A 20814-nucleotide genomic window follows, 5' to 3' on the forward strand; every position below is an offset into this window, starting at 1 on the left:
GCGGGCCAGGGCACGTGGTGCGCCGGGAGGCCGAGGCCTCCCGGCGCTAATGCTTACCGAGAGTAGCTTACATAGACCGGAAGGGTGATTCCCTTGACGGAACCTGATCAATTTAGGTTAGCCTAACCTAATATCAGGCTTCCCCGAGGAGGACGTATGCCCCAGCGAACAGCCTTGCCCGTACTGGCCGTCTCCCTGCTGCTCGGTCTCACCGCCTGCTCCGACGATTCGACGACCGACGCCACGACGGCTTCCCCGGGACACCCGGTAAGCAGCTCGACCACCTTCTCCGTCGCGGTACCGGAGGGCGTGTTCAAGCAGTACACGACGCTCGCCAAGGAGATCCGGTCCGAAGGAGGCGAGGTCCAGAGCGGACCGTGGAAAATCGGCTACATCGTCGAGGCCGCGGAACCCTGGTACGAGGGCAAAGGCGGGCAGCAGATACTCCGCAAGCCCGCCGCCGACGAGACGCACCACATTGAGATCATCCCCGTGGAGGCGGCCACGGGCCGGATCGTGCCGAACGTACCAATCACGCTCGCGGTCATCGACGGCAAGGGCACGGTTGCGGAGGAGAAGACACTCAACTTCTACTACGCCGAATTCTTCCACTACGCGAACAACTTCTCGATCCCGCGGGACGGCAGCTACACGTTGCGCGCAACAATCGGGGTACCGACCTTCTTCCGGCACGGCGAGGAAGGCCACACGCCGGCGTTGGCCAGCGGCACGACTGCCACCTTCACCAACGTCACGCTCAGGCACTAGTCATGCATGATCACGGAGATAAGGTCCCCGAGCGGCTCGTTTCCCTGCCCGCGGACCCGCGGCCTGTCCCGGTCCTGGTCATCGCCCAGCCCTCCCCGCCTGCCAGCGGGGTTCTGCCACGATGGGCCGTTTTCCTCGCCACCGGAACAGCGCTCGTCGTCGGGTGGGCGGCCGCCGTCTGGACCGCCGCCCACCTCACCGCCGACCCGACCCTGCACACCGCCGCCCTGTTCGTGCATCTCGCCGCGCTCGTGGGCGGGTTCGGCGCGGTCCTCGCCATCGACTTCTTCGCCCTGTCATGGCTGTTCGGTCGGCGCAGCTTCCCGGACGTCATCCGGGTGGCCAGCGGCCTGCACGTGATGATCTGGGCTGGTCTGGCGGGGCTCGTGCTCAGCGGCATCCTGCTGCATCCGGACCTGTCCAGGCGACTGACCCAGGTGAAGATCGGACTGGTGCTCCTCATCGCCCTCAACGGCCTGCACATCTGGGCGATCCAGCACCGGCTGGAGCAGTCCGCCACCGTTCCGTCCCGGGCGCTCCTGGCCCGATCGATAATCANTAACCTGCTCTCCCAGGCCGGATGGTGGGGTGCGATGGTCATCGGCTATCTCGCCAGTCAGGACTGAACCAGAGTCAGGACTAACAGTCAGGACTGACCGGTCGTCGCAGCCGCCGACACCATCTCCGTCGCCGTCGTGGGGCTGCTGCTCGCTGTCGCCGGCACCGCGCGGATGCTGCCCGTTCGTTCCGATCGGCCGTGGGGAAGGGCGACTCGCGGACCGCTGCCCTGCCGCCATTGGTAGGGCACCGGACAGGACTATCGGCCGTGTGGGAGCCGCCCTGGCCATTCGATGATGACCATGAGCGGCGCGACACGAGCGCCGCCGTGCGAGTGGGGATGGGATGGCGACGCTGCCGGTGGGGCACGCGGGACGCGGGGTCGTCGCTGATCTTCTTCTACCCAAGGTGGGTACTATGCGTGAATACTGCAACTGTCAGTCACTGCCGGCGATCGCGACCCTGATCGGGGAACATGACCAGGTCACCGATCTCATCGCCGACACGCACGAGGCATATCGACAGGGTGATGTCGGGGCAATGGTGACACTCTGTGAGCAGATGTCGGCGGTTCTCCAGCCGCATACGGNGGNGGAGGAGAAGGGTCTGTTCCCCGCGATGGCACTCGAGTTCCCCGAACAGATCGCGATCCTGCAGAGCGAGCACCGCCGGATCGAGGCTGTGCTCGCCGGGGCGACCGACGGCACCGCCCGGGTCGATCCCGCTTGGCCGACACGGGTCATCGAGGCGATGAGCCTGCTGCGCAGGCACATCGCGAAGGAACAGGACGGCGTGTTCCACGCCGCCGTCTCGATTCTCAGCAACGAACAATGGAACCGTCTCGGCGAGATCCGCCAGGCGCTGAAGCTCGTAAGCTCCTGAAACCTCGTACGATGACCGACTCCCTCCCCGGAACGGCCGGCTCCAGGCATCGGATCAGCCTTCGGGCATCGGCCGTTGCGGCGGGGTCGGGCCGGGATCGCTCCCGGGCACGCCGGTACGGGACGTGGCGGTACCGAATGTGGCGGTACCGGACGTCGCTGCACCGGACATGGCGATACCAGATATGGCTCTACCGGACGTCGCTGCACCGGACCCGCCGGACGCATCTCCGGTGAACACGAGAAGGCTGAGATCCCGACGGTTGGCGTCCTGCGCCGGGCACCTTCCGGCCGGGCCAGACAGGGGCCGGTACGGCCAGTTCGCATCGACGGTGGCCGGGGCCGGTCGCCCGCCGGGCCCGCGGGCACCCACGTACAGCCGCTCAGGACGAGGACGCGGGACGCCCCGAAGATGGTGGCTCCGCGACAGGTCGTGGCCGGGTTGCTGGAATGGCGGCAGGCGGGCGGGATTCGCGTCCCGCGCGAGCACAGGCGTGTGACATCTCACACTGACTTTCGCCATCATGACCATCGGGCGACCATGTGACAAATCGCATCGAGGTCGTGGACGGTTCCCATCGGCGACCCGGGGCCGCCGCGTAGCGGCGGAGAGGAGTCACATGGTTGCGACGGAAACCTGGTCCATCAGCGAGCTGATCAATACCGTTCGTTACCCTCTCACCGAACCTTCGAGCCACGCCTGGCGGGACGTCGTCTCGTGGGCCCGGGAGGAACTGCGCACTCGCGGATGCTGTGTCCTCCCGGAATTCGTCCGGCCCTCCGCATTCACCGCGGTCGCACAGGAGTGCGCCACCGTCGCTCCGCTCGCGTATGACGAGGTCGAGACGGTCAACGCCTACAACATCGCGGTCGACCCGTCGTTGCCGGCCGATCATCCGGGCCGGTTCACGATGCGGCGGGGGAATGCCTTCGTCGCCCGCGACCAGATTCCCACCGAATTCGCCGTCCACCGCCTCTACACCAGCGAGCTCTTCCAGCATTTCATCGCCGGCTGCTTCGACCTGCCGAGAGTCCACGAACTCGCCGACCCGCTGGCCGGGCTGTGCCTCAACATCATCGCCCCCGGGCTGGAGCACCCCTGGCACTTCGACACGAACGAATTCGCGGTGAGCCTGCTCACGCAGGCGCCGCGGGCCGGGGGCGACTTCGAGTACTGCCCGAACATCAGGTCCGCGCAGGCGGAGAACTTCGCCGACGTGCGGGCCGTGCTGGCGGGCGAGGGCGGCCATCTGGTCCGGCGTCTCGCCCTCCGACCGGGTGATCTCCAGCTTTTCCTGGGCCGCTATTCGATGCACCGGGTGAGCCCGGTCGAGGGCGACACGGCCCGGCATTCCGCAATCTTCGCCTACACCGGGCACCCCGGGGTCGTCGGCAGTGTCGCGCGCACGAAGCAGCTCTTCGGCCGGGTCCTTCCGCGGCACCTGGCGGCGGAGAAGAGCGCGGTCCGCGTCGACCAGCTGCTGGACTAGCTGGACCAGAACTCGGTCGGCGAGCTGCTTCAGCACCGGCCTGTCTGCCCCGACCGCCCGTCACAAGGAGCGCCAGACGCGTGTATTCCGACGACAGCAGATATTCTGCCGAGACCACCGACTCCGACGGAACCACGAATTCCTCCGAGGCCGCGTACCCCACCGGGACGAGGCGGTTCGACGACAGCGGGAAGATCTCGCTCGACCACATCTACACGCAGCCCGACCCGCACGCCTACTTCAGTACCCTGCGGAAACTCGACTATCGTATCCCGCAGCTCGCCAAACCGTACTTCAGCCAGCTCATCCGGGAATTCCGGATGGTCCGGGGACGACCGCCGACGGTCTTGGACGTGGGCTGCTCCTACGGGATCAACGCCGCGCTGCTCCGCTGTGACGTGACGTTTGACGACCTGCACGAGCGCTACGCACCGCCCGGAACCCGGCCGACCCGGGACGTGCTGCTCGCCCGTGACCGCGAACTCGTCCGGTCCCGCGACGGGCTGGAGACGAGCCGGTTCCTCGGTCTGGACAGCTCGGGGCCGGCCATCTCCTATGCGTCCGCGGCTGGGTTCCTCGATGACGCCGTGCACGCCAACCTGGAGGACCGGGACCCGACCGACGCCGAACGGGAGCGGCTCGTCGGAACGGACATCGTCGTCTCGACGGGCTGCCTCGGGTACGTCACCGAGCGGACCATCGCCCGGGTGGCCCGCGCGGCCGGTGAGCGCAGGCCGTGGATGGCCCACTTCGTGCTGCGGATGTTCCCGTTCGAACCGGTCGAGGCGACGCTCGCGGGGCTCGGGTATGAGACCGTGCACGTCAACGGCGTTTTCCGGCAGCGGCGCTTCGCCTCCGCCGAGGAGCAGTCGCTCGTGCTCGACACGCTGTCCACCGTCGGCGTCGATCCACGGGGGCTGGAGGCCGAGGGCTGGCTGTACGCCCAGCTGCACATCTCTCGGCCGCGCGGGGTGACCAGTCCCTCGACCGCTCATCCCGCCTCCGGCCGGCGACCGGCGGCGACATCCACCCGGCCGGTTCCGCCAGGCTGACGGGCGACCGGTGCCGGCGGCGTCCCCCGCGCGGCCGGTAGGTCGAGGGCGCCCCGGCCATCATGCGAGTCGGATGAACCGTACGAGCCGAATGTCCGATGGAACGCCCGCCACCCGTGGAATCTCGGCGACCATGGACCCAACGCAGCCTGTGGCGTTCACCATGACCGTGTCCCCGAGACGAGTTCCCCGAGACAACCCGAGGCCCAGCATGAATGCGATCAGTAGCTCCCAGCGATCCACCGGAACCTTCGCGAACGACGATCTGCTGCCCCGGGTGCCATTGCCCACGCTGGCGGAGAGCTGCGAACGTTTCCTTGCCTGGTCCGCGCCGCTGCTGACCCCGGCCGAGCAGGCGACGACCGAGGCAGCCGTCGCGGCCTTCCAGGCACCGGGCGGCCCCGGCCCCACCCTGCACGCGGCGCTGGAGCGCTACGACGCCACCGAGGGCGTACACAGCTGGCTGGACGGCTTCTGGGACTCCCGCTACCTCGGCCGGCGCGACCGCATCGCGCTCAACGCGAACTACATCTTCCTGTTCAAGGACGCCGAGGGTCTGTCCGCCGAGCAGCCGCAGGTGGAGCGGGCCGCCGGGCTCGTGGCGGCAGCCGTCGACTACAAGCTGCGCCTCGACGACGAGCGGGTCGAGCCGATCGTCCAGCGCGGCCAGACGCTGTCGATGGCGCAGAACACGTTCCTGTTCTCCACGACCCGGATCCCGGGAACGGTCCAGGACACCGTGCGCACCCCGTACAGCGAGCAGTGGCCNGGGCCGNCCCAGGCCCGCCACATCGTCGTCTTCCACCGGGGAAACATCGTCCGGCTGGACGTCGTCGGGCCGGACGGTCACCCGTACACCCTGGACGACCTCGCGGCGGGCCTGCGCGCCGTGGTGAAGGCCGCCGCGTCGCGGATTCCGGCGGACGCCGCCGTCGGCCAGCTCACCACCAAGGCCCGGGCTGACTGGGCCGCGAGCCGCCAGACGCTGCTCGCTCTGGACCCCGCCAACGCGGCCGCGCTCGACACGATCGAGACCGCGCTGTTCGCCCTGTGCCTGGAAGACTTCACCCCCAAGGACAACCTGGCCGCGTGTGACCACCTGCTCCACGGCGACAGCGCCAACCGGTGGTTCGACAAGGCGGTGTCACTGATCGTTTTCGCCGACGGCCAGGCGGGCATCAACGTCGAGCACTGCGGGCTGGACGGGACGACGATCCTCAGCTTCGTCGACGACCTGCTGGGTACCTCGCCCGCGGAGCACTCGGCGAGCTCTGGCGCCCGGCCCCAGGGGCTACCCGTCATCGAGCCCGTCGAGTTCGTCCTCGACGCCAGCCTGCGGGCGGATGTGGCCGCCGCCGGCGCGTCGTTCGCGGAGTTCGCCGCGGCGACCGCCTCAACGGTGTTGTCCTTCACCGACTTCGGGCAAAACCGGGCCAAGGCACTGAAGACGTCACCGGACGCATTCGTGCAGCTCGCCTACCAGCTGGCGCACAGCCGGGCCAAGGGGCACATCGGCGCCACCTACGAATCGATCGCCACCCGGCACTGGCGGCGCGGCCGCACGGAAGCGATGCGGGTCGTCACCCCGGAGATCCAGCGGTTCGTGACCGTACTCAACGACCCGGACACCGACACCGCCACCCGCCGGACCGCGTTCCGCGCCGCCGCCGACGCGCACGTGCGGCGCGCGAAGGACTGCCAGGCCGGGCGGGCCCCCGAGCAGCACCTGTGGGAGCTGCAGTTCATCGCCCGCAGCCAAGGCGAGCGGCTGGGGGTGACCGAGCCGATCGCGCTCTACGAGGCCCCGGGCTGGCTCAAGGCGCGCGACGACTACCTGAGCACCAGCTCCGCGCCGTCCACCAACGTCGAGTTCTTCGGCTTCGGGTCTACCAGCAGCCAGTGCATCGGCATCGCCTACGTGCTGCTGCCGGACCGGTTCAACCTCTACCTGAGCACGCCGCGTGCGGTCGCGGACGGGATGTACGCGTTCGCCGACCAGCTCCAGCAGGTCGTCACCGAGCTGCAGGACCTGCTCGCCACCGATGAGACGGGCGACGGGCCATTCAAGGCGGGCTATTCCAGGTAATTGATGATGCGGCCCACGCCCCGCTCCTGCCTTGTCCAGGCCTCCGCGAGCGCGGCCACCGGCATCAGGGATGCCCTGATCCGGCCGGCAGCCGGTGTCCCGGAAGCGGATCGGATGGCGCACCCCACCTCACTGGATCCGCCACCGAGTACCGCCCTGCCGGGGGTGACCGACGTAACAAGGGGATCGGGCCGAGGCCCGACTGCTAAACTTACGGACCATCAGCCTGGATGCGGAAGATTGCGGACGTAGGCGAGCGAACCGTCTACGGGGCAGGCACATGCCGGAGAATCGCGATCTCATCGCCCGTTTCATGCCCCCGCGATCCGCTCTGGCCAACCACCGTTGTCGGGTCCGCTCGGACCAGATCCACCCGAGCGGCCCTAGCCGAGCGTTCCGATCCCATCGGGCTACCATCCTGCTAGCACCCTGGCCGACTGGCGCCCTGGTCAGAAGCGACGCGGTGGGCTCGATCGTCGTCCGCCGCGGAAGCGGCGGCGTCGCTCGCCCGGCCGGCACGGGGAGCCGGGGTCGGACCGATGCGGCACGGAGAGGACGGACGGCGGTGGATCAATGAGTTCGGCCACCGACCCCCGGCAAAAGACGATCATCAGGACTCTCCGCGATCCCTCCACCGTCCGAGTACCACCCGGCGGAGGGCCGGGTGGGCTCCGGTGACCGGCCCGGACACATCCGCGCCGGCCACGGCCCAGCAGCACGAGTCACCACGCCCCCGGACGGAACCCGTGCCGGAGGTCACCGCCGCCCTGTCGCCGCGACCGGAACAGTTCGACCGGGAGCGGACCCAGGTCATCCGCGGCCTGCGCGGCCGCCGGATCCCGGCCGTGGAAGCCTTCGGGACGGCACTGGACGGGCCGNCCCCCGAGGGGCTACNCCCCCTGTGGGGTCCCGCGACCGGCGAATGGCTCATCCCGCCGATCGGCCGCGGCGAGATCCACCGGGGGCGCGAGGCACCGGCAGTCCCGGATTGTGGGGAACCGGTCGACTACGGGCTGACCATCCTGGACGACGGCGGTCCGGCCGGTGGTCGCCACCATGACGAGCGACCGACCCGGGGTTCCAGCCGCTCGCGGGCCATCTGGACACTCGTCGACCAGGTGCTCTCCAGCGGGACGAACGCCGTGATGTCCTTCGTCATCGCCCACAGCGTCAGCAAGTCCGAGTTCGGGGCCTTCGCCGTCGCCTTCGCGATCTTCTCATTGATGATCGGGTTCTCGAAGGCTGTCGGCACCGCTCCGCTGGGGATGAAGTTCTCCGACGTGCCGCCGCGGGTGTTTCGGGTGGCCGGCGCGGCGGGGACCGGCACCGCCCTCGTGATCGGGCTGGTCTGCGGGGTCGTGACGCTTGCCGTCGGTGCGGCGATGGGCGGCTCGGTCGGCGCCTCGCTGGTCGCGATGGGACTGGTCTTTCCCACGCTGCTGCTCCAGGACGCCTGGCGGCAGGTCTTCTTCGCCGAGGGTCGCCCGGCCGCCGCCGCCGCCAACGACGGGATCTGGGCGATCGTCCAGTTCGCCGCCATCTACGCGCTGATCGTCCGCGACGTCTCCACCTCGTGGGCGATGCTGCTGGCCTGGGGTGGCGCCGCCGCGGTCGCCGCCATGCTGGGCGTCACGCAGGCCGGCTTCAAGCCGGCGCCGAGCCTCGTGCGCCAGTGGGTCGTCGAACACCGCGATGTCAACGGGTACATGAGCGCCGAGTACCTCACCGTCCAAGGCGCCCAGCAGGCATCCACTCTGCTGCTCGGTACGCTGGGCGCGATCGACCTGGTCGGCGCGCTGCGCGGGGTGCAGACTCTGCTCGGACCGACGACCATTCTCGCGGTCGGGATCGTGAGCTGGGCCANCCCCGAGTTCTCCCGCCGCAAGGACCTCTCGGCCGCAGCCCGGGTCCGCGCCGCCTACGCCCTGTCCGCGGTGATCGTCGCGGCCGGCGCCGCCTGGGGGACGATCTTTCTCGTCCTGCCGACGAGCATCGGGCACTCGCTGCTCGGCCAGACCTGGGAGCAGACCCACGACCTGCTGGCGCTGTCCATCGTGCAGCAGGCGGGCCCCGCGGCGACGGTCGGGCCGGCCTGCATGCTCTACGCGCTCGGCAAGGCCAAGCTCACCTTCCGCGCGAATGCGGTGCTCGCCCCCCAGCTTGTCGTCTATCCGATCGTCGGTCTGGAGATCGGCGGCGGCACCGGCGCGGTCTGCGGTTACATACTTGCCTTCTGGGTGACCGTCCCCATCTGGTTCATCCTCGTCCGCCGGGCCGCACGGGAGGTGGAACGGGACACGGCGATCGCCCTTTCCGGCGAGCCGGCCGGACCGGCCGTACAGGGCCGAGTTCCGGAGCACCCGACCGGGACCGGCAATGATCAATGATAATGATGTTTCACAGTAACGTACGAGCTGTGTGCAATATGTTCGGCCGACCGCGTCGAGGCGGTGTCCGAGGCGTCGAGGCCACCACGATGAGCGCTGCCGGGCCAGGGCCGGTAGGGGGGTTGCGATGATTCTGCGTATTCTTTATCGGTCGGTCGGTTCGGAGAACACGAAGAACCGACCGACCTTCTACAGCAAGATGCTTGCGTTGGCCTCTCTCCTCCGGGCCGTCGAGAACGTCGACATCCCGGTACGGATCGTCTTCGTCAATGACGGCCCTATGCCGGCGGAGCGTCTTGCCGTGATGACGTCCGCCGGCGAGGTGCAGTCGGTGCAGTGCGGCAGCAATCGCGCGTCCTACCGGTACGTGCTGCGGATGCCGCGGGTCCGGCGCTGGTCGCCGGACGATCTGGTCTGGCTCGCCGAAGATGACTATTTGTACACGGAAAAATCGCTTTCNAGTCTCGTCGCGGCAGCGACCGCGCTCCCCGCGGTCGATTACTTCACCCTTTACAGCACGCTGCGATTCTCCTCAACCNCCNCCCGCCGCCGGCCAATGATCCACCGGGACGGCGGCAGCCACTCCCACGCGCCGGTGGTCGACGGCGTGACCTGGGCCAGGGCCGCCACCACGACCAGCACGTTCGGTCTGCGGGTCGGCACCCTGCTCGAGGACGAACTGCTGCTGCGCTCGATCCCGTTCGTCGGCGGCGCCTTCGACCGCGCGACCTGTCTCACTCTGCAGGGTTTCCAGCCCTTCCGGCTGGCCGAGCTGAGCGGGNAACCGCCTGCGNTCGCCCCGCCACCCCCCGCCGCGCGGATCGCTCGTCGGGTGGTGCTGAGCGGGCTGCGCACGACACTCAACGCCGTCGCCTTGGCGCGGCCCGAACGGCTGCGCCGCACGATGCTGGTGCNGGAGCCCTCCATGGCCACGCACATGGAGCTGGGTGAGGCGCTCGTTCCCGGTCACGACTGGGCGGTCGAGGCCGAGGCCGTGCAGGCCTGGCTACAGGCTCGGCGGCCCGGCCCGGTGGAGACGCCGCTGCTCGGCGCCATTGCCACGGCTTCGGGTACGCAGCGATCCTCCACCATGCACGGACCCTCCACCATGCACAGACCCTCCGTCGCGTGAGACCGCGACCGGCACCGCGAGGGTGGGGGTCTGCCGGCCGCCGCACCGTCCGCGCCGCCCGGACGAGGAACAGACGTGCCGCCCATCCGCTCCCGCTGCCGCTGCTCCTCCTGCTGGTCATCGGCCTGGTCGCCGGCGGGCTCAGCTCCTGCTCGAACAAACCCAAGCCGCCCCAGCCCGGCGGCGTGCGCTGGGTCTCCGGCGCCAACGGCAACTACCCTGCGGACGTCAACCTCTGGTCGGTCTTCACCGGCCGCAAGGTGGACCTGGCCGTCGTCTTCACGGATCGGCAGGACTGGACCAACCTGGTCTCGGCCGGCTGGCCGACGCAGGCCTTCACCCGGGACAAGTTCCCCGGCGGCCTGTCGGTCGCCCAGCCGATGTTTCCCAAAGACGGCGACGAGGCCACCTGCGCGACTGGCGCCTACGACAACTACTGGCGGCAGTTCGGCACCACGCTGACGACGTTCGGCCGCGGCGACGCCTTCGTCCGGCTCGGCTGGGAGTTCAACGGTGACTGGTTCTGGTGGTATCCACGCGACGTCGAGACCTGGAAGACCTGCTACCGCCGCACGGTCCTGGCGATCCGGTCGACCGCGCCGCATGTGCGGATCGACTGGAACATGACCGCGCACCGGGATCACCTGCCGGTAAGCGGTCAGGACATCTGGGATGCCTATCCCGGTGACGACTACGTCGACGTGGTCAGCATCGACTCCTACGACTCCTACCCCGCGTCCGTCAGTAAGACGATCTGGGACCGGCAATGTCATCTGCGGTCCGGTCTGTGCACGGTGATCGCCTTCGCCCGCGCCCACGGCAAGAAGTTCGCCGTTCCGGAGTGGGGTCTGGTGCGCACGACCGGCGGCGGTGGCGACAACCCCTACTACATCCAGAAGATGTACGAGACCTTCACCGCGAACGCCGACGCCCTGGCCTACGAGGCGTACTTCAACAACGCCGAGGAGGGGAACGTGGAGTCCTCGCTGTACAGGCCGGTACTGAACCCGAACGCGGCGGAACGCTATCTGGCGCTGTTCGGCGACCGCTGACCGCGCTCGCCTACTCCTGCCGCGAAGCCGGCGGGCACCGTCGGCTTCGGCGTGCCCGGCCGGCGATAGCGGCAGGCCGGGCACGGGAGAACCATCAGGCCAGGGTGGCCTCGAGGTCCTTGCGGATCTCCTCGGGGGTGACAGTCGGCTCGTACCGGCGGACCACTTTTCCGTCCGGGTCGACAAGGAACTTGGTGAAGTTCCACTTGATCTCGTCGGTGCCGATCGCTTCCGGCCGGGTCTTCTTGATGTGCTCGTAGAGGAAACCGGCATCGGGCCCGAAGTCACCGGGCGCCTCGGAACGCAGGTGGGTGTACAGCGGGGCCGCGTCGGGTCCGTTCACCTCGATCTTCCCCAGGACCGGGAAGGTGACGTCGAACTTCGTGGCGCAGAACTCCTGGATCTCGGCATCGGTGCCCGGCTCCTGCCCGCCGAACTGGTTACACGGGAAGCCGAGGATCTCCAGGCCGCGGCCGTGCAGATCCCGGTACAGGGACTCCAGCCCCTCGTACTGCGGCGTCAGACCGCATTTGCTGGCAACGTTGACAATCAGCAACGTCTGGCCGGCGTAGTCGCCGAGCGAGCGGGAGGTTCCGTCCGCGGCATCGACGGTGAAGTCATGGACAGTCATGGACACCTGACTCTCGATGAGGGCGAGCTGGGACTTCGCGGCCGGTCTCCGGCCGCCGAGCGACTTCGACGCTATCCCCCAGAAGTTTTTATGTCATCGAGTTGGTTGCATAACCCGTCAGCGAGGCGAACCGGTGCCTCACGACCGGGATCGACACCGGGATGGCTGGCGCCCCCCGGTCGGGACCGGTCAGGGCCGACCTGGGTGTCTGCGATGCTCATGGGATCCGGAACGGATACTCACGGGTCCCGCGACGGCCCCCAAGACGACGAACAGGAACGTCAGAGATGACCATCGAACCCGAACTGTTGAAGATCCTCGCCTGCCCGGTCGACAAGGGACCGCTGGAGCTCGTCGACGGCTGGCTGGTCAACCCGCGTCTCGGCCATCGCTACGAGATCCGCGACGACGTTCCGATCCTGCTCAGGCCGGATCACGTCGACCCGGCCGTGGCACGCTCCTCGTCCTGATCCGGCCCAGGACCTCCCTCTGCCCGGGCTGAGCTTCTACCCGGGACTGGGCTTCCGCCGGGTCTGGGACGGGCAGGGGAAAGGATCGGAAATCGGTCGGGGCCCGGGGAGAAGATCCCCGGGCCCCGACCGTCGGTGACGGGAGTCGGCTACTCCCGACCGAACTGCTCACGCAGCCGACGCAGCGCCTCTTCATCGATCGCCGAGGAAGGCTGCTCGGACTGGGAGGTGTAGGAGGAGGGGGCCGCCGCGGCGGCATCGGCCTCCTGCGCGGCCCGGATCTGGACCTGGTGCGCCTCGAAGCGGGCCTGGGCCTCGGCGTACTGCCGCTCCCATTCCGCCTGCTGCTCCTCGTAACCTTCGAGCCATTCCCCGGTCTCGGGGTCGAAGCCTTCGGGGTAGACGTAGTTACCCTGCTCGTCGTACTTGGCTTCCATGCCGTACTGGCTCGGGTCGAACGCCTCGCCGTCGACAGCCAGCCCTGTCGCCTCGTTCGCCTGCTTGAGCGACAGGCTGATGCGGCGGCGGTCGAGGTCGATGTCGATGACCTTCACCAGGATCTCGTCACCGACGTTCACGACCTGCTCGGGGATCTCCACGTGCCGCTCGGCCAGCTCGGAGATGTGGACCAGACCCTCGATGCCCTCGTCCACCCGGACGAACGCACCGAACGGCACCAGCTTCGTGACCCGGCCTGGAACGACCTGACCGATCGCGTGGGTCCGGGCGAACTGACGCCACGGGTCCTCCTGCGTCGCCTTCAGCGACAGCGAGACCCGCTCGCGGTCCAAGTCGACATCGAGGACCTCGACGGTAACCTCCTGGCCGACCTCGACCACCTCGGACGGGTGGTCGATGTGCTTCCAGGACAGCTCGGAGACGTGCACGAGGCCGTCCACACCACCGAGGTCCACGAAGGCGCCGAAGTTGACGATGGAGCTGACCACGCCCTTGCGGATCTGGCCCTTGGCCAGCTGGGCGAGGAACTCGGAACGGACTTCGCTCTGGGTCTGTTCGAGCCAGGCCCGCCGCGAGAGCACAACGTTGTTGCGGTTCTTGTCCAGCTCGATAATCTTGGCTTCGAGCTCGCGGCCCACGTAGGGCTGCAGATCGCGGACCCGGCGCATCTCCACAAGCGAAGCCGGCAGGAAGCCACGCAGGCCGATGTCGAGGATGAGACCACCCTTGACGACCTCGATCACGGTGCCGGTGACGACACCGTCCTCGTCCTTGAGCTTCTCGATCGTGCCCCAGGCGCGCTCGTACTGCGCACGCTTCTTGGACAGGATCAGGCGGCCTTCCTTGTCCTCCTTCTGGAGGACAAGGGCCTCGACGTGGTCGCCCACACTGACGACCTCGTGCGGGTCGACGTCGTGCTTGATCGACAGTTCCCGGGACGGGATCACGCCCTCGGTCTTGTAGCCGATGTCGAGCAGCACCTCGTCGCGGTCGACCTTGACGATGATGCCGTCAACGATGTCGCCATCGTTGAAGAACTTGATCGTCTTGTCGACGGCCGCAAGGAAGTCTTCGGCCGAGCCGATGTCGTTGACCGCTACCTGTGGTGTGGTCGGGCTGGGCGAGATGGTCACGGTCTCCACGGGTCGTACGTCGGTGGTGCTCGTCAAGGGGTCGGCTCCGGCTAGGGGTGGTCGTCCGCGCGAGGGCCGGATCGAACCGCCGGGACCGAGGGACAGAAACAACGCCAAAAACGAAGAAACTGTCAGAAACGATAACGACGCTCGAGTGGATCCGCTCGGTCTGAGACCCACAGACCCTCGTGCACGCCCCCAAGTCTAGGGACGGGTGTCCAGGGTGGTCAACGGGCGCCCGTACCAAGACGTGCGCCGTCCGCCATCACTCTCACTCTGCGCAGACACATGACGTCCATATGTAGTTTTTGGTGGCGGCGTGGCACCGCGGTAGGCGGGACAACGCCGTCCCACGGATCGTCGCGGCACACGGGTGGGAACGTGTGCGGACGGGACACGACAGGGACTGACGGCGCAGATCGGTTGAAAAGTGGATAAATGGGTGAGTTCGTGGCGTCCGATTCCCGACACCTGCCGACGGCCTGGCCTCGCGGCGCCCGACGCCCGGTCATTTTCGGGTCAGCGCCGGCTCGCCGATCCCCCGCGCTCGGGCCCCCCGCGCTCGGGCCCCCCGCGCTCGGGCCCCCCGCGCTCGGCCGGCTGTGCCCCAGGCCCACCGGGCTGCGGCGCGGGCTGCGGCCCGAGCCATTCCAGACCGTCGAACTCGACCCGGGGCTGCTTCCACCCGGCGCGCGACGCCCGTCCATCCGGCACGCCGGGCAGGTCGGGATCGAGAGACCGGACCGGAGGGGACGGGTCTCGCGCGTCCCGGTCCGTCATGTTCCGTGGTGACATGAGGCCTGACGCGAGTGGCACCGTCGGGCTATCGACGGGCTTTCCGATCNCCTCGNCCTCGCCCGGCGATCCGCCGGCCCCGCTCACGAGGCCACCCTCCCCGCCCCTCGCCGCCCCTTCGAAGCGCCTCGCCACCCATCTGTCGGCCCGCCGGGCCCACTCCCGGGAGAGGGTGATGCAGGGACGCTCGATCAAAAAGTGCGTCACGGTGGAGACCCCGACGGTCAGGGTGAGGACCACCAGGAGAAACGGCGGGNAGGGGNTCTTNCNCAGCCGCCAGCCGCNGTGCTCCNGCACCAGGNCGATGACGGCCGAGNGCCACAGATAGATGCCGTACGAGATCGCTCCGAGGAAGGCCAGCGGACGGCTGGCCAGCAGCGGCCGCACCCAGCCGCGGTCGCCGTGGCCGAACACCGCCGGGAGCAGCAGGAAGAAGCCGAACAACCCGTAGCCCAGGTGCTTGCCCATGTCCTGGCTCCGCGTGGCTTCGAAGATCGGCACGAGCGGCAGGCCGAGATGCCTGCTCGACACCCAGTAGAAGAACGCGGCGATGCCCCAGCACACCGTGCCCGAGCCGGGCAGCTCCGCCCAGCGCGGCGACCTGCCCTGCCGGGAGTACCAGGCCGAGAGCACGGCGAGCAGCATGCCCATGGCGAACAGGTCCCACCAGACCGGCAGCCAGACGTTCCAGCCGTTCATCCAGGTCTGCGTGGACGGAATCACCAGGTAGTGAACGATCTTGGCGGCGACGAACGTAACCGCGAGCGCGGCGAGTTCCACGCGCAACTGGGCGGCGGGCGGACGGTCCCGCCGCCGCAGCAGCCACGCGTACACCGGTATCGCCAGGTAGAACGCCGCCTCGACGTCCAGGGTCCAGGCCTGGGTGAGGCCCTGGATCGCCCAGTGCTCCTGATAACCCTGGACGAAGAACGCCGTCTGGAGCAGACCGGCCAAGCCGTGCACGCCGACCCGCTTGCTGCTGACCACGGTCAGCGTGACGGCGAGCGCCACCCAGTACAGCGGGACGATCCGCATGAACCGCCGGACCAGGTAGCCGGCGGCGTCCGAGCCGCGGATGCCGGCGAACCGGGCGGCGACGAACGGACGGTAGAGCAGGAACCCCGAGATCAGGAAGAAGACCGCGACACCGATCTCACCCCGGGCGGTGTAGGGGCCCAGCCGGCTGCTGGTGGTGAAACCAGCGGGAAACGCGGTGTGCACGACGACCACGAGGACCGCTGCGATCGCGCGCAGGCCGTCGAAGCCGTCGAAGACGACCTTGGGTGGACGGACCGGCGCGGGAGTGCGCGGTTCGGGGATGGAAGCGGTGCCGGCCGGGCCGGCGGCTGCGCCGGAATCGGCTGCGGCCGTGAGAGAAAGGGCGGGTCCATTCACCGACCGAGCGCCCGGAGATCAGCGAGGTCCGGCACCCAGGCAACGTACCAGTCCGGTGTGCGCGACCACGTCGACACCCCGAGCGAACCCACCCTTTCTACCCGGCCGGACGGTCTACCCGGCCAGCCAGTCCGCGCACAGAAGCCCGCCGGCGGATCCGCACCCAGGGGCCCCGGCCGGCCGGTCCGCGAACCTACCGCGGCACCCGAGCCACTACACGACGCCCGAGCCACCGCGCGGCGGCCGTGATCGCGACGGCGGCGAGCAGCACGATCGCGGGCTCCGCGGCGGCCCGGAACCGGGTCGTCCCGTAGATCGCGACCGAGGCGAGGCTCAGGGCGATCGGCACGGCGAGCAGTGGCAGCAGCACGACCCGGCGGCGGCGCAGCACCACGACCCCGGCGAGCGCCGCGATCTCCAACGGCCACAGCGTGACCATCCCGACCTGGCTGAGGAGCAGGGGGCGCCGCTCGATGGTGTCCAGCCGGGCCTGCTGCCAGGGCCGGTAGACCCCCCACGTCCGACCGAGCCGCGCCGCGGCCACCCGGGGCAGGCTGCGCTCGTTGTGTTTGATGTAGTCGTACGCGGCCCGGCGGTAGAACACATCCCGTTCGGAGCGTTCCTGGGGCGAGGGTGGCAACGCCAGGATGCAGTCAAACGACCACCAGCCGACGTACCGGCCGGAGTAGCTGGCCGGGCAGTGGGTGACCGCCAGGGTGGAGCCGAGCCCGGTGGACAGGTACTCCGGCTCACTGAACCGGGACAGGTTGTAGATGGTCCAGGGCGCGATCGTGAGCGCACTCACCGCCGCCGCGACGGCCACCAGGGCGATCCGGCGCCGCCAGGCGAGTTCACGGGCCGTGGCGACAAGTGGCACCACCAGCACCACGGCGAGCAGCGCCAGTTCCGCTCGCGCGAGCATCACCGCAGCGAGGGCCGCTCCGAGCCAGGCGGCGTCGGCGACTGTCCGCCGGTCTCGGAACCGGTAGGCGGCAAGGATGATCCACGCGCAGGTGAGGATCCCGGTCGTCTCCGACATCAACAGCGGGTCGTTGAGCCACATGCCCGGATAGACAGCGGCGATCCCGGCCGCCACCAGTCCGGTCACGGGGCCGGCGATCCGCCGCCCGGCGAGGGCGACAAGCACGATCGACAGCACGCCGAGCAGACATGAGAACAGCTGGTGGGACAGGAAGCTGGTGAATCCGAGCACCGATGGCACGGCCAGCAGCCCGCTGGTCAGTGGGGGGTGCTGGGCGTCGGGGACGTAGCGGCCGGACAGGGCGAGTTCGTAGGGATCGGGCCAGCCCCGGCCGGCTGCGAAGAGGTTCGCCGCCTCGTGGTAGTAGTACGGGTCCCCCTCCACGACCGCCGGATGCAGCCAGTGGAACAGGTAGAACAGGCGGACGGCGAGACCGAGCAGCCCGATCGCGGCCAGCCACAGGTGCCAGCGCACGGGCCGCGCCCGCCCCAGCATCGCGGAGAACCCCGACATCACGGGGAATCGAGACGTGGGTTGGCCCGTGGACACCGCCGGCGCCGGGGCCACCATCCGGGGGAGCCCCGCCGTGGTCTCAGACACGCGCGGAAGGTACCAATGTCCCGATAACGGCTCGACACCGCGTCCGCCGCGACAGCGGCGAGCACACCGCGCGTACGTCCTTCCACGCCGCTGCGATTAGCCTTGCCTGTCGTATGTCCTGGCGAGGTCGCAGCCGACGCAACCCCCGGCGACGAGGAGGGAACGAGGCTGACCAGCAACGACGCCGACACCTTCCCGCTCGCCTCCGGTGGGCGCCACCGCCGGGTGGCACCCGGACCGGAGCCCACCGACACCGTCCCGATCAATACCCGCCTGGGCGGGACTCGCCCGGCGCCCGGGGCCACCCGGCCGCCGGCCGGACCTCCCTACCGGTCTCCCGGGACGGTGACGGCACCCGGGGCGAGAGCCCGGGCCGGCACCCGGCCGCGGACCGGCACGCGCGAGGCGACGGGGCCGCTGCGGGTCGAGGAGGATCTCGACGCCACCGGACCCGTGCTCGCGCCGCTCGGGCACTCCCCCGCGCTCGACGGCCTGCGCGCGCTCGCGGTCACGGCCGTCATCGCATATCACGCCGGCGTCTCGTGGATGCCCGGCGGCCTGCTCGGCGTCGACACCTTCTTCGTCCTCTCCGGGTTCCTCATCACCGGCCTGCTGATCGCCGAGTACCGCTACAACCGGCGCATCGACCTTCGCGCCTTCTGGATCCGCCGGTCCCGCCGCCTGNTGCCGGCGCTGCTGCTGCTGCTGCTCGGGGTGGCGGCCTACGCCCGCTGGATCGCCTCCCCCGGCGACGTGGGAACCCTGCGGCTGGACGCGCTCTCCACGCTGCTCTATGTCGCAAACTGGCGTTTCGCGCTGTCCGACCAGAGCTACTTCGACCACTTCTCGGCTCCGTCACCTCTGCTGCACACCTGGTCACTGTCCGTTGAGGAGCAGTTCTACGTCCTGTGGCCGCTGATCGTCTACCTGCTGATGCGGCACAGCGCGAAGACCGTGGACCGCTGGCGCCGGCAGCGCCAGAAGGCCCAGTCGCTCGCGCTCACGGTCGCGGTCCTCGGCGCCGAGGCGTCCGCGTTGGTGGGCCTCGCCCTGCTCGTGGTCGGGACGAACCCCTCCCGGATCTACTACGGCACCGACAGCCGCGCCCAGGCCCTGCTGGTCGGGGCCGCCCTCGCCGTCTGGCGGGCCCAGCGGACGACCCCGATCTCCGCCCGGGCCCGGTCGGTCATGTCGGTCGTCGGCTGTGTCGCCACGGCTGCGATGATCCTCCTCTGGACAACGGTGGGTGGGGAGAGCCGCGGACTCTACGCCGGCGGCTTCCTCGGGGTTGCGATCATCGTGATGCTGCTGGTCGCCTCGCTCGTGGAAGCGCCCCGAGGCCCGGTGGCGAGGGTGCTGGCCACCGCCCCGCTGACCTTCGTCGGCCGCATCTCGTACGGCCTGTACCTGTGGCACTGGCCGATCTTCCTCACGCTGACGGCGACCCGCACCGGGACGAACGGCGTGGTCCTGCTGGGGCTCCGCCTCGCCGCCACGCTGGCGATCACACTGGCCTCGTTCCACCTCGTGGAGAACCCGATCCGGCGGGGCAAAGTACGCTTCCCCGTCCCGCGGGTGACGGTGCCCGCCGCCCTGGGCGGGGTGCTCGCGGTGATCCTGCTGGCGACCGCCGGGACGTCGGCGTCGGTGCGCACTCCCGCGGACCTGGAGGCGTTGGCGCGGCGGGCGGCGACCTCCCCACAACCGGCCGTCGCCGTCAAGGCCGGCGGGAACCCCCCGATCAAGGTCCTGCTCGGCGGCGACTCGGTGGCTCTCACCCTGGGGTTCAGCGACTTCTCCTCGATGGCCGCCCAGCAGGGTATGGAGATCCACGACTTCTCCAAGCTGGGGTGTGGCGTCGCACGGGGGATGCAGCGGCGCATCCTCGGCAGCGCCGGTCCCACCACCGACGGATGCGACCAGTGGCCGCAACGGTTCGCCCAACGGGTGAACGAGGTCAACCCCGCGCTCGCGATCCTGCTGGTCGGTCGCTGGGAGGTCACCGACCAGATGCGGGACGGCCGGTGGACGCACATCGGCGATCCGGGGTTCGACGCCTACCTCGGCCGGGAACTCGACCTCGCCATCGACACGCTCGGCGCCAAGGGTGCCAAGGTGGTGCTCCTGACGACCCCGGTGTTCAAGCCGACCGAGGCGCCGAACGGCGGCATCTACCCGGAGACGAAGGCCGAACGGGTGGTGCGGTTCAACGCGCTGCTGCGGGCCGCGGCGGCTCGCCATCCCGGCGTCACCGTGATCGACATCACGTCAATTCTCACTCCGGGTGACAAGTACGTCGACGAACTGGACGGTGTCCGGCTACGCGACGACGACGGTGTGCACATCTCCAATGGCGGTGCCCGACGGATCGGTGTCGCGATCATTCCCCAGCTTCNCCGGATCGCCCGGGGAGCAGCGGCCGCCGCACCCGCGCCGACCACGCCGACCACGGGAGCGGGACCCGGCTGACCCGCCCGCTTTACCCGACGCTAACCTTCCGCCCAGTACCGGGCGGTCTACAGGAGGATTCGACGTGCCTCGCGCGCTGATTACCGGGATTACCGGTCAGGACGGGTTGTATCTGGGNGAGTTGCTGACCGCGAAGGGTTATGAGGTGTTCGGGTTGGTGCGGGGGCAGTCGAACCCGAAGGTGGCGACGGTGGAGCGGCTGGTGCCGGGGGNGGTGTTGTTGGAGGGGGATCTGACGGATCTTCCGTCGTTGATCGGGGCGGTGGAGATCNCGCAGCCNGNNGANNNGTACAACCTGGGGGCGATCTCGTTCGTGGGGTTGTCGTGGAAGCAGGCGGAGCTGACCGGGGAGACGACGGGGATGGGGGTGCTGCGGGTTCTGGAGGCGTTGCGGATCGCGGGTGGTAACGACATGTCGGGGGTGCGGTTCTATCAGGCGTCGTCGTCGGAGATGTTCGGGAAGGTGCGGGAGAC

General features: G+C 69.2%; 15 protein-coding genes. 11 read left to right on the top strand and 4 right to left on the bottom strand.

The window, feature by feature from the left end; translation table 11 throughout:
• Positions 1–156 precede the first annotated feature (156 nt).
• The 8 genes from ALLO2_RS18305 (at position 157) to ALLO2_RS18345 (ending at position 11406) form a co-directional block, all read left to right on the top strand.
• On the top strand, positions 157–768 hold the full coding sequence (locus tag ALLO2_RS18305; RefSeq protein ID WP_011435518.1) for a hypothetical protein: 612 nt from the start codon (positions 157–159) through the stop codon (positions 766–768).
• Between the two features lie 2 nt (positions 769–770).
• Positions 771–1394, top strand: coding sequence for a hypothetical protein (locus ALLO2_RS18310; protein ID WP_035733718.1), 624 nt, complete (start codon positions 771–773; stop codon positions 1392–1394).
• A 277-nt stretch (positions 1395–1671) separates the two neighbouring features.
• Positions 1672–2208 carry a hemerythrin domain-containing protein gene (locus ALLO2_RS18315; protein ID WP_232235188.1) on the top strand — a complete coding sequence of 179 codons (537 nt, stop codon included), beginning with the start codon at positions 1672–1674 and terminating at the stop codon, positions 2206–2208.
• A 619-nt stretch (positions 2209–2827) separates the two neighbouring features.
• Complete coding sequence (locus tag ALLO2_RS18320) at positions 2828–3697, top strand: hypothetical protein (protein ID WP_011435515.1); 870 nt, start codon at positions 2828–2830, stop codon at positions 3695–3697.
• Between the two features lie 80 nt (positions 3698–3777).
• Entirely contained in the window at positions 3778–4749 is a 972-nt protein-coding gene (locus ALLO2_RS18325) for a hypothetical protein (protein WP_011435514.1), read from the top strand.
• A gap of 211 nt (positions 4750–4960) precedes the next feature.
• Positions 4961–6835 carry a choline/carnitine O-acyltransferase gene (locus tag ALLO2_RS18330; RefSeq protein ID WP_035733723.1) on the top strand — a complete coding sequence of 625 codons (1875 nt, stop codon included), beginning with the start codon at positions 4961–4963 and terminating at the stop codon, positions 6833–6835.
• A gap of 2514 nt (positions 6836–9349) precedes the next feature.
• Entirely contained in the window at positions 9350–10354 is a 1005-nt protein-coding gene (locus tag ALLO2_RS18340) for a hypothetical protein (RefSeq protein WP_035733726.1), read from the top strand.
• On the top strand, positions 10351–11406 hold the full coding sequence (locus ALLO2_RS18345) for a glycoside hydrolase family 26 protein (RefSeq protein WP_011435510.1): 1056 nt from the start codon (positions 10351–10353) through the stop codon (positions 11404–11406). Before ALLO2_RS18340 ends, ALLO2_RS18345 begins: the two co-directional genes overlap by 4 nt.
• A gap of 94 nt (positions 11407–11500) precedes the next feature.
• On the opposite strand, the gene ALLO2_RS18350 is transcribed toward ALLO2_RS18345, so the two are convergent.
• Entirely contained in the window at positions 11501–12037 is a 537-nt protein-coding gene (locus ALLO2_RS18350) for a glutathione peroxidase (protein ID WP_011435509.1), read from the bottom strand.
• A gap of 287 nt (positions 12038–12324) precedes the next feature.
• Between ALLO2_RS18350 and ALLO2_RS18355 the strand changes: the two genes are divergently transcribed.
• Complete coding sequence (locus ALLO2_RS18355; RefSeq protein ID WP_011435508.1) at positions 12325–12507, top strand: Trm112 family protein; 183 nt, start codon at positions 12325–12327, stop codon at positions 12505–12507.
• A 149-nt stretch (positions 12508–12656) separates the two neighbouring features.
• On the opposite strand, the gene rpsA is transcribed toward ALLO2_RS18355, so the two are convergent.
• From rpsA to ALLO2_RS18370, 3 genes are all read right to left on the bottom strand, one after another.
• A complete protein-coding gene (gene rpsA, locus ALLO2_RS18360; protein WP_011435507.1) occupies positions 12657–14135 on the bottom strand; it encodes a 30S ribosomal protein S1 in 1479 nt (492 codons plus the stop codon).
• Between the two features lie 483 nt (positions 14136–14618).
• Positions 14619–16289: an acyltransferase gene (locus ALLO2_RS18365; RefSeq protein ID WP_035733729.1), complete on the bottom strand. Its 1671-nt coding sequence runs from the start codon at positions 16287–16289 to the stop codon at positions 14619–14621.
• A gap of 193 nt (positions 16290–16482) precedes the next feature.
• Positions 16483–17784: a glycosyltransferase family 39 protein gene (locus tag ALLO2_RS18370; protein WP_023841593.1), complete on the bottom strand. Its 1302-nt coding sequence runs from the start codon at positions 17782–17784 to the stop codon at positions 16483–16485.
• A gap of 189 nt (positions 17785–17973) precedes the next feature.
• Here ALLO2_RS18370 and ALLO2_RS18375 point away from each other — a divergent pair, with 189 nt between their 5' ends.
• Both ALLO2_RS18375 and ALLO2_RS18380 read left to right on the top strand, forming a co-directional pair.
• On the top strand, positions 17974–20340 hold the full coding sequence (locus ALLO2_RS18375; protein ID WP_304413243.1) for an acyltransferase family protein: 2367 nt from the start codon (positions 17974–17976) through the stop codon (positions 20338–20340).
• A 64-nt stretch (positions 20341–20404) separates the two neighbouring features.
• Positions 20405–20814: GDP-mannose 4,6-dehydratase (locus ALLO2_RS18380; protein ID WP_035733732.1), on the top strand; the 410-nt coding region annotated here is incomplete at its 3' end.

The sequence above is a fragment of the Frankia sp. Allo2 genome (assembly GCF_000733325.1).
Classification (GTDB): Bacteria; Actinomycetota; Actinomycetes; order Frankiales; family Frankiaceae; genus Frankia; species Frankia casuarinae.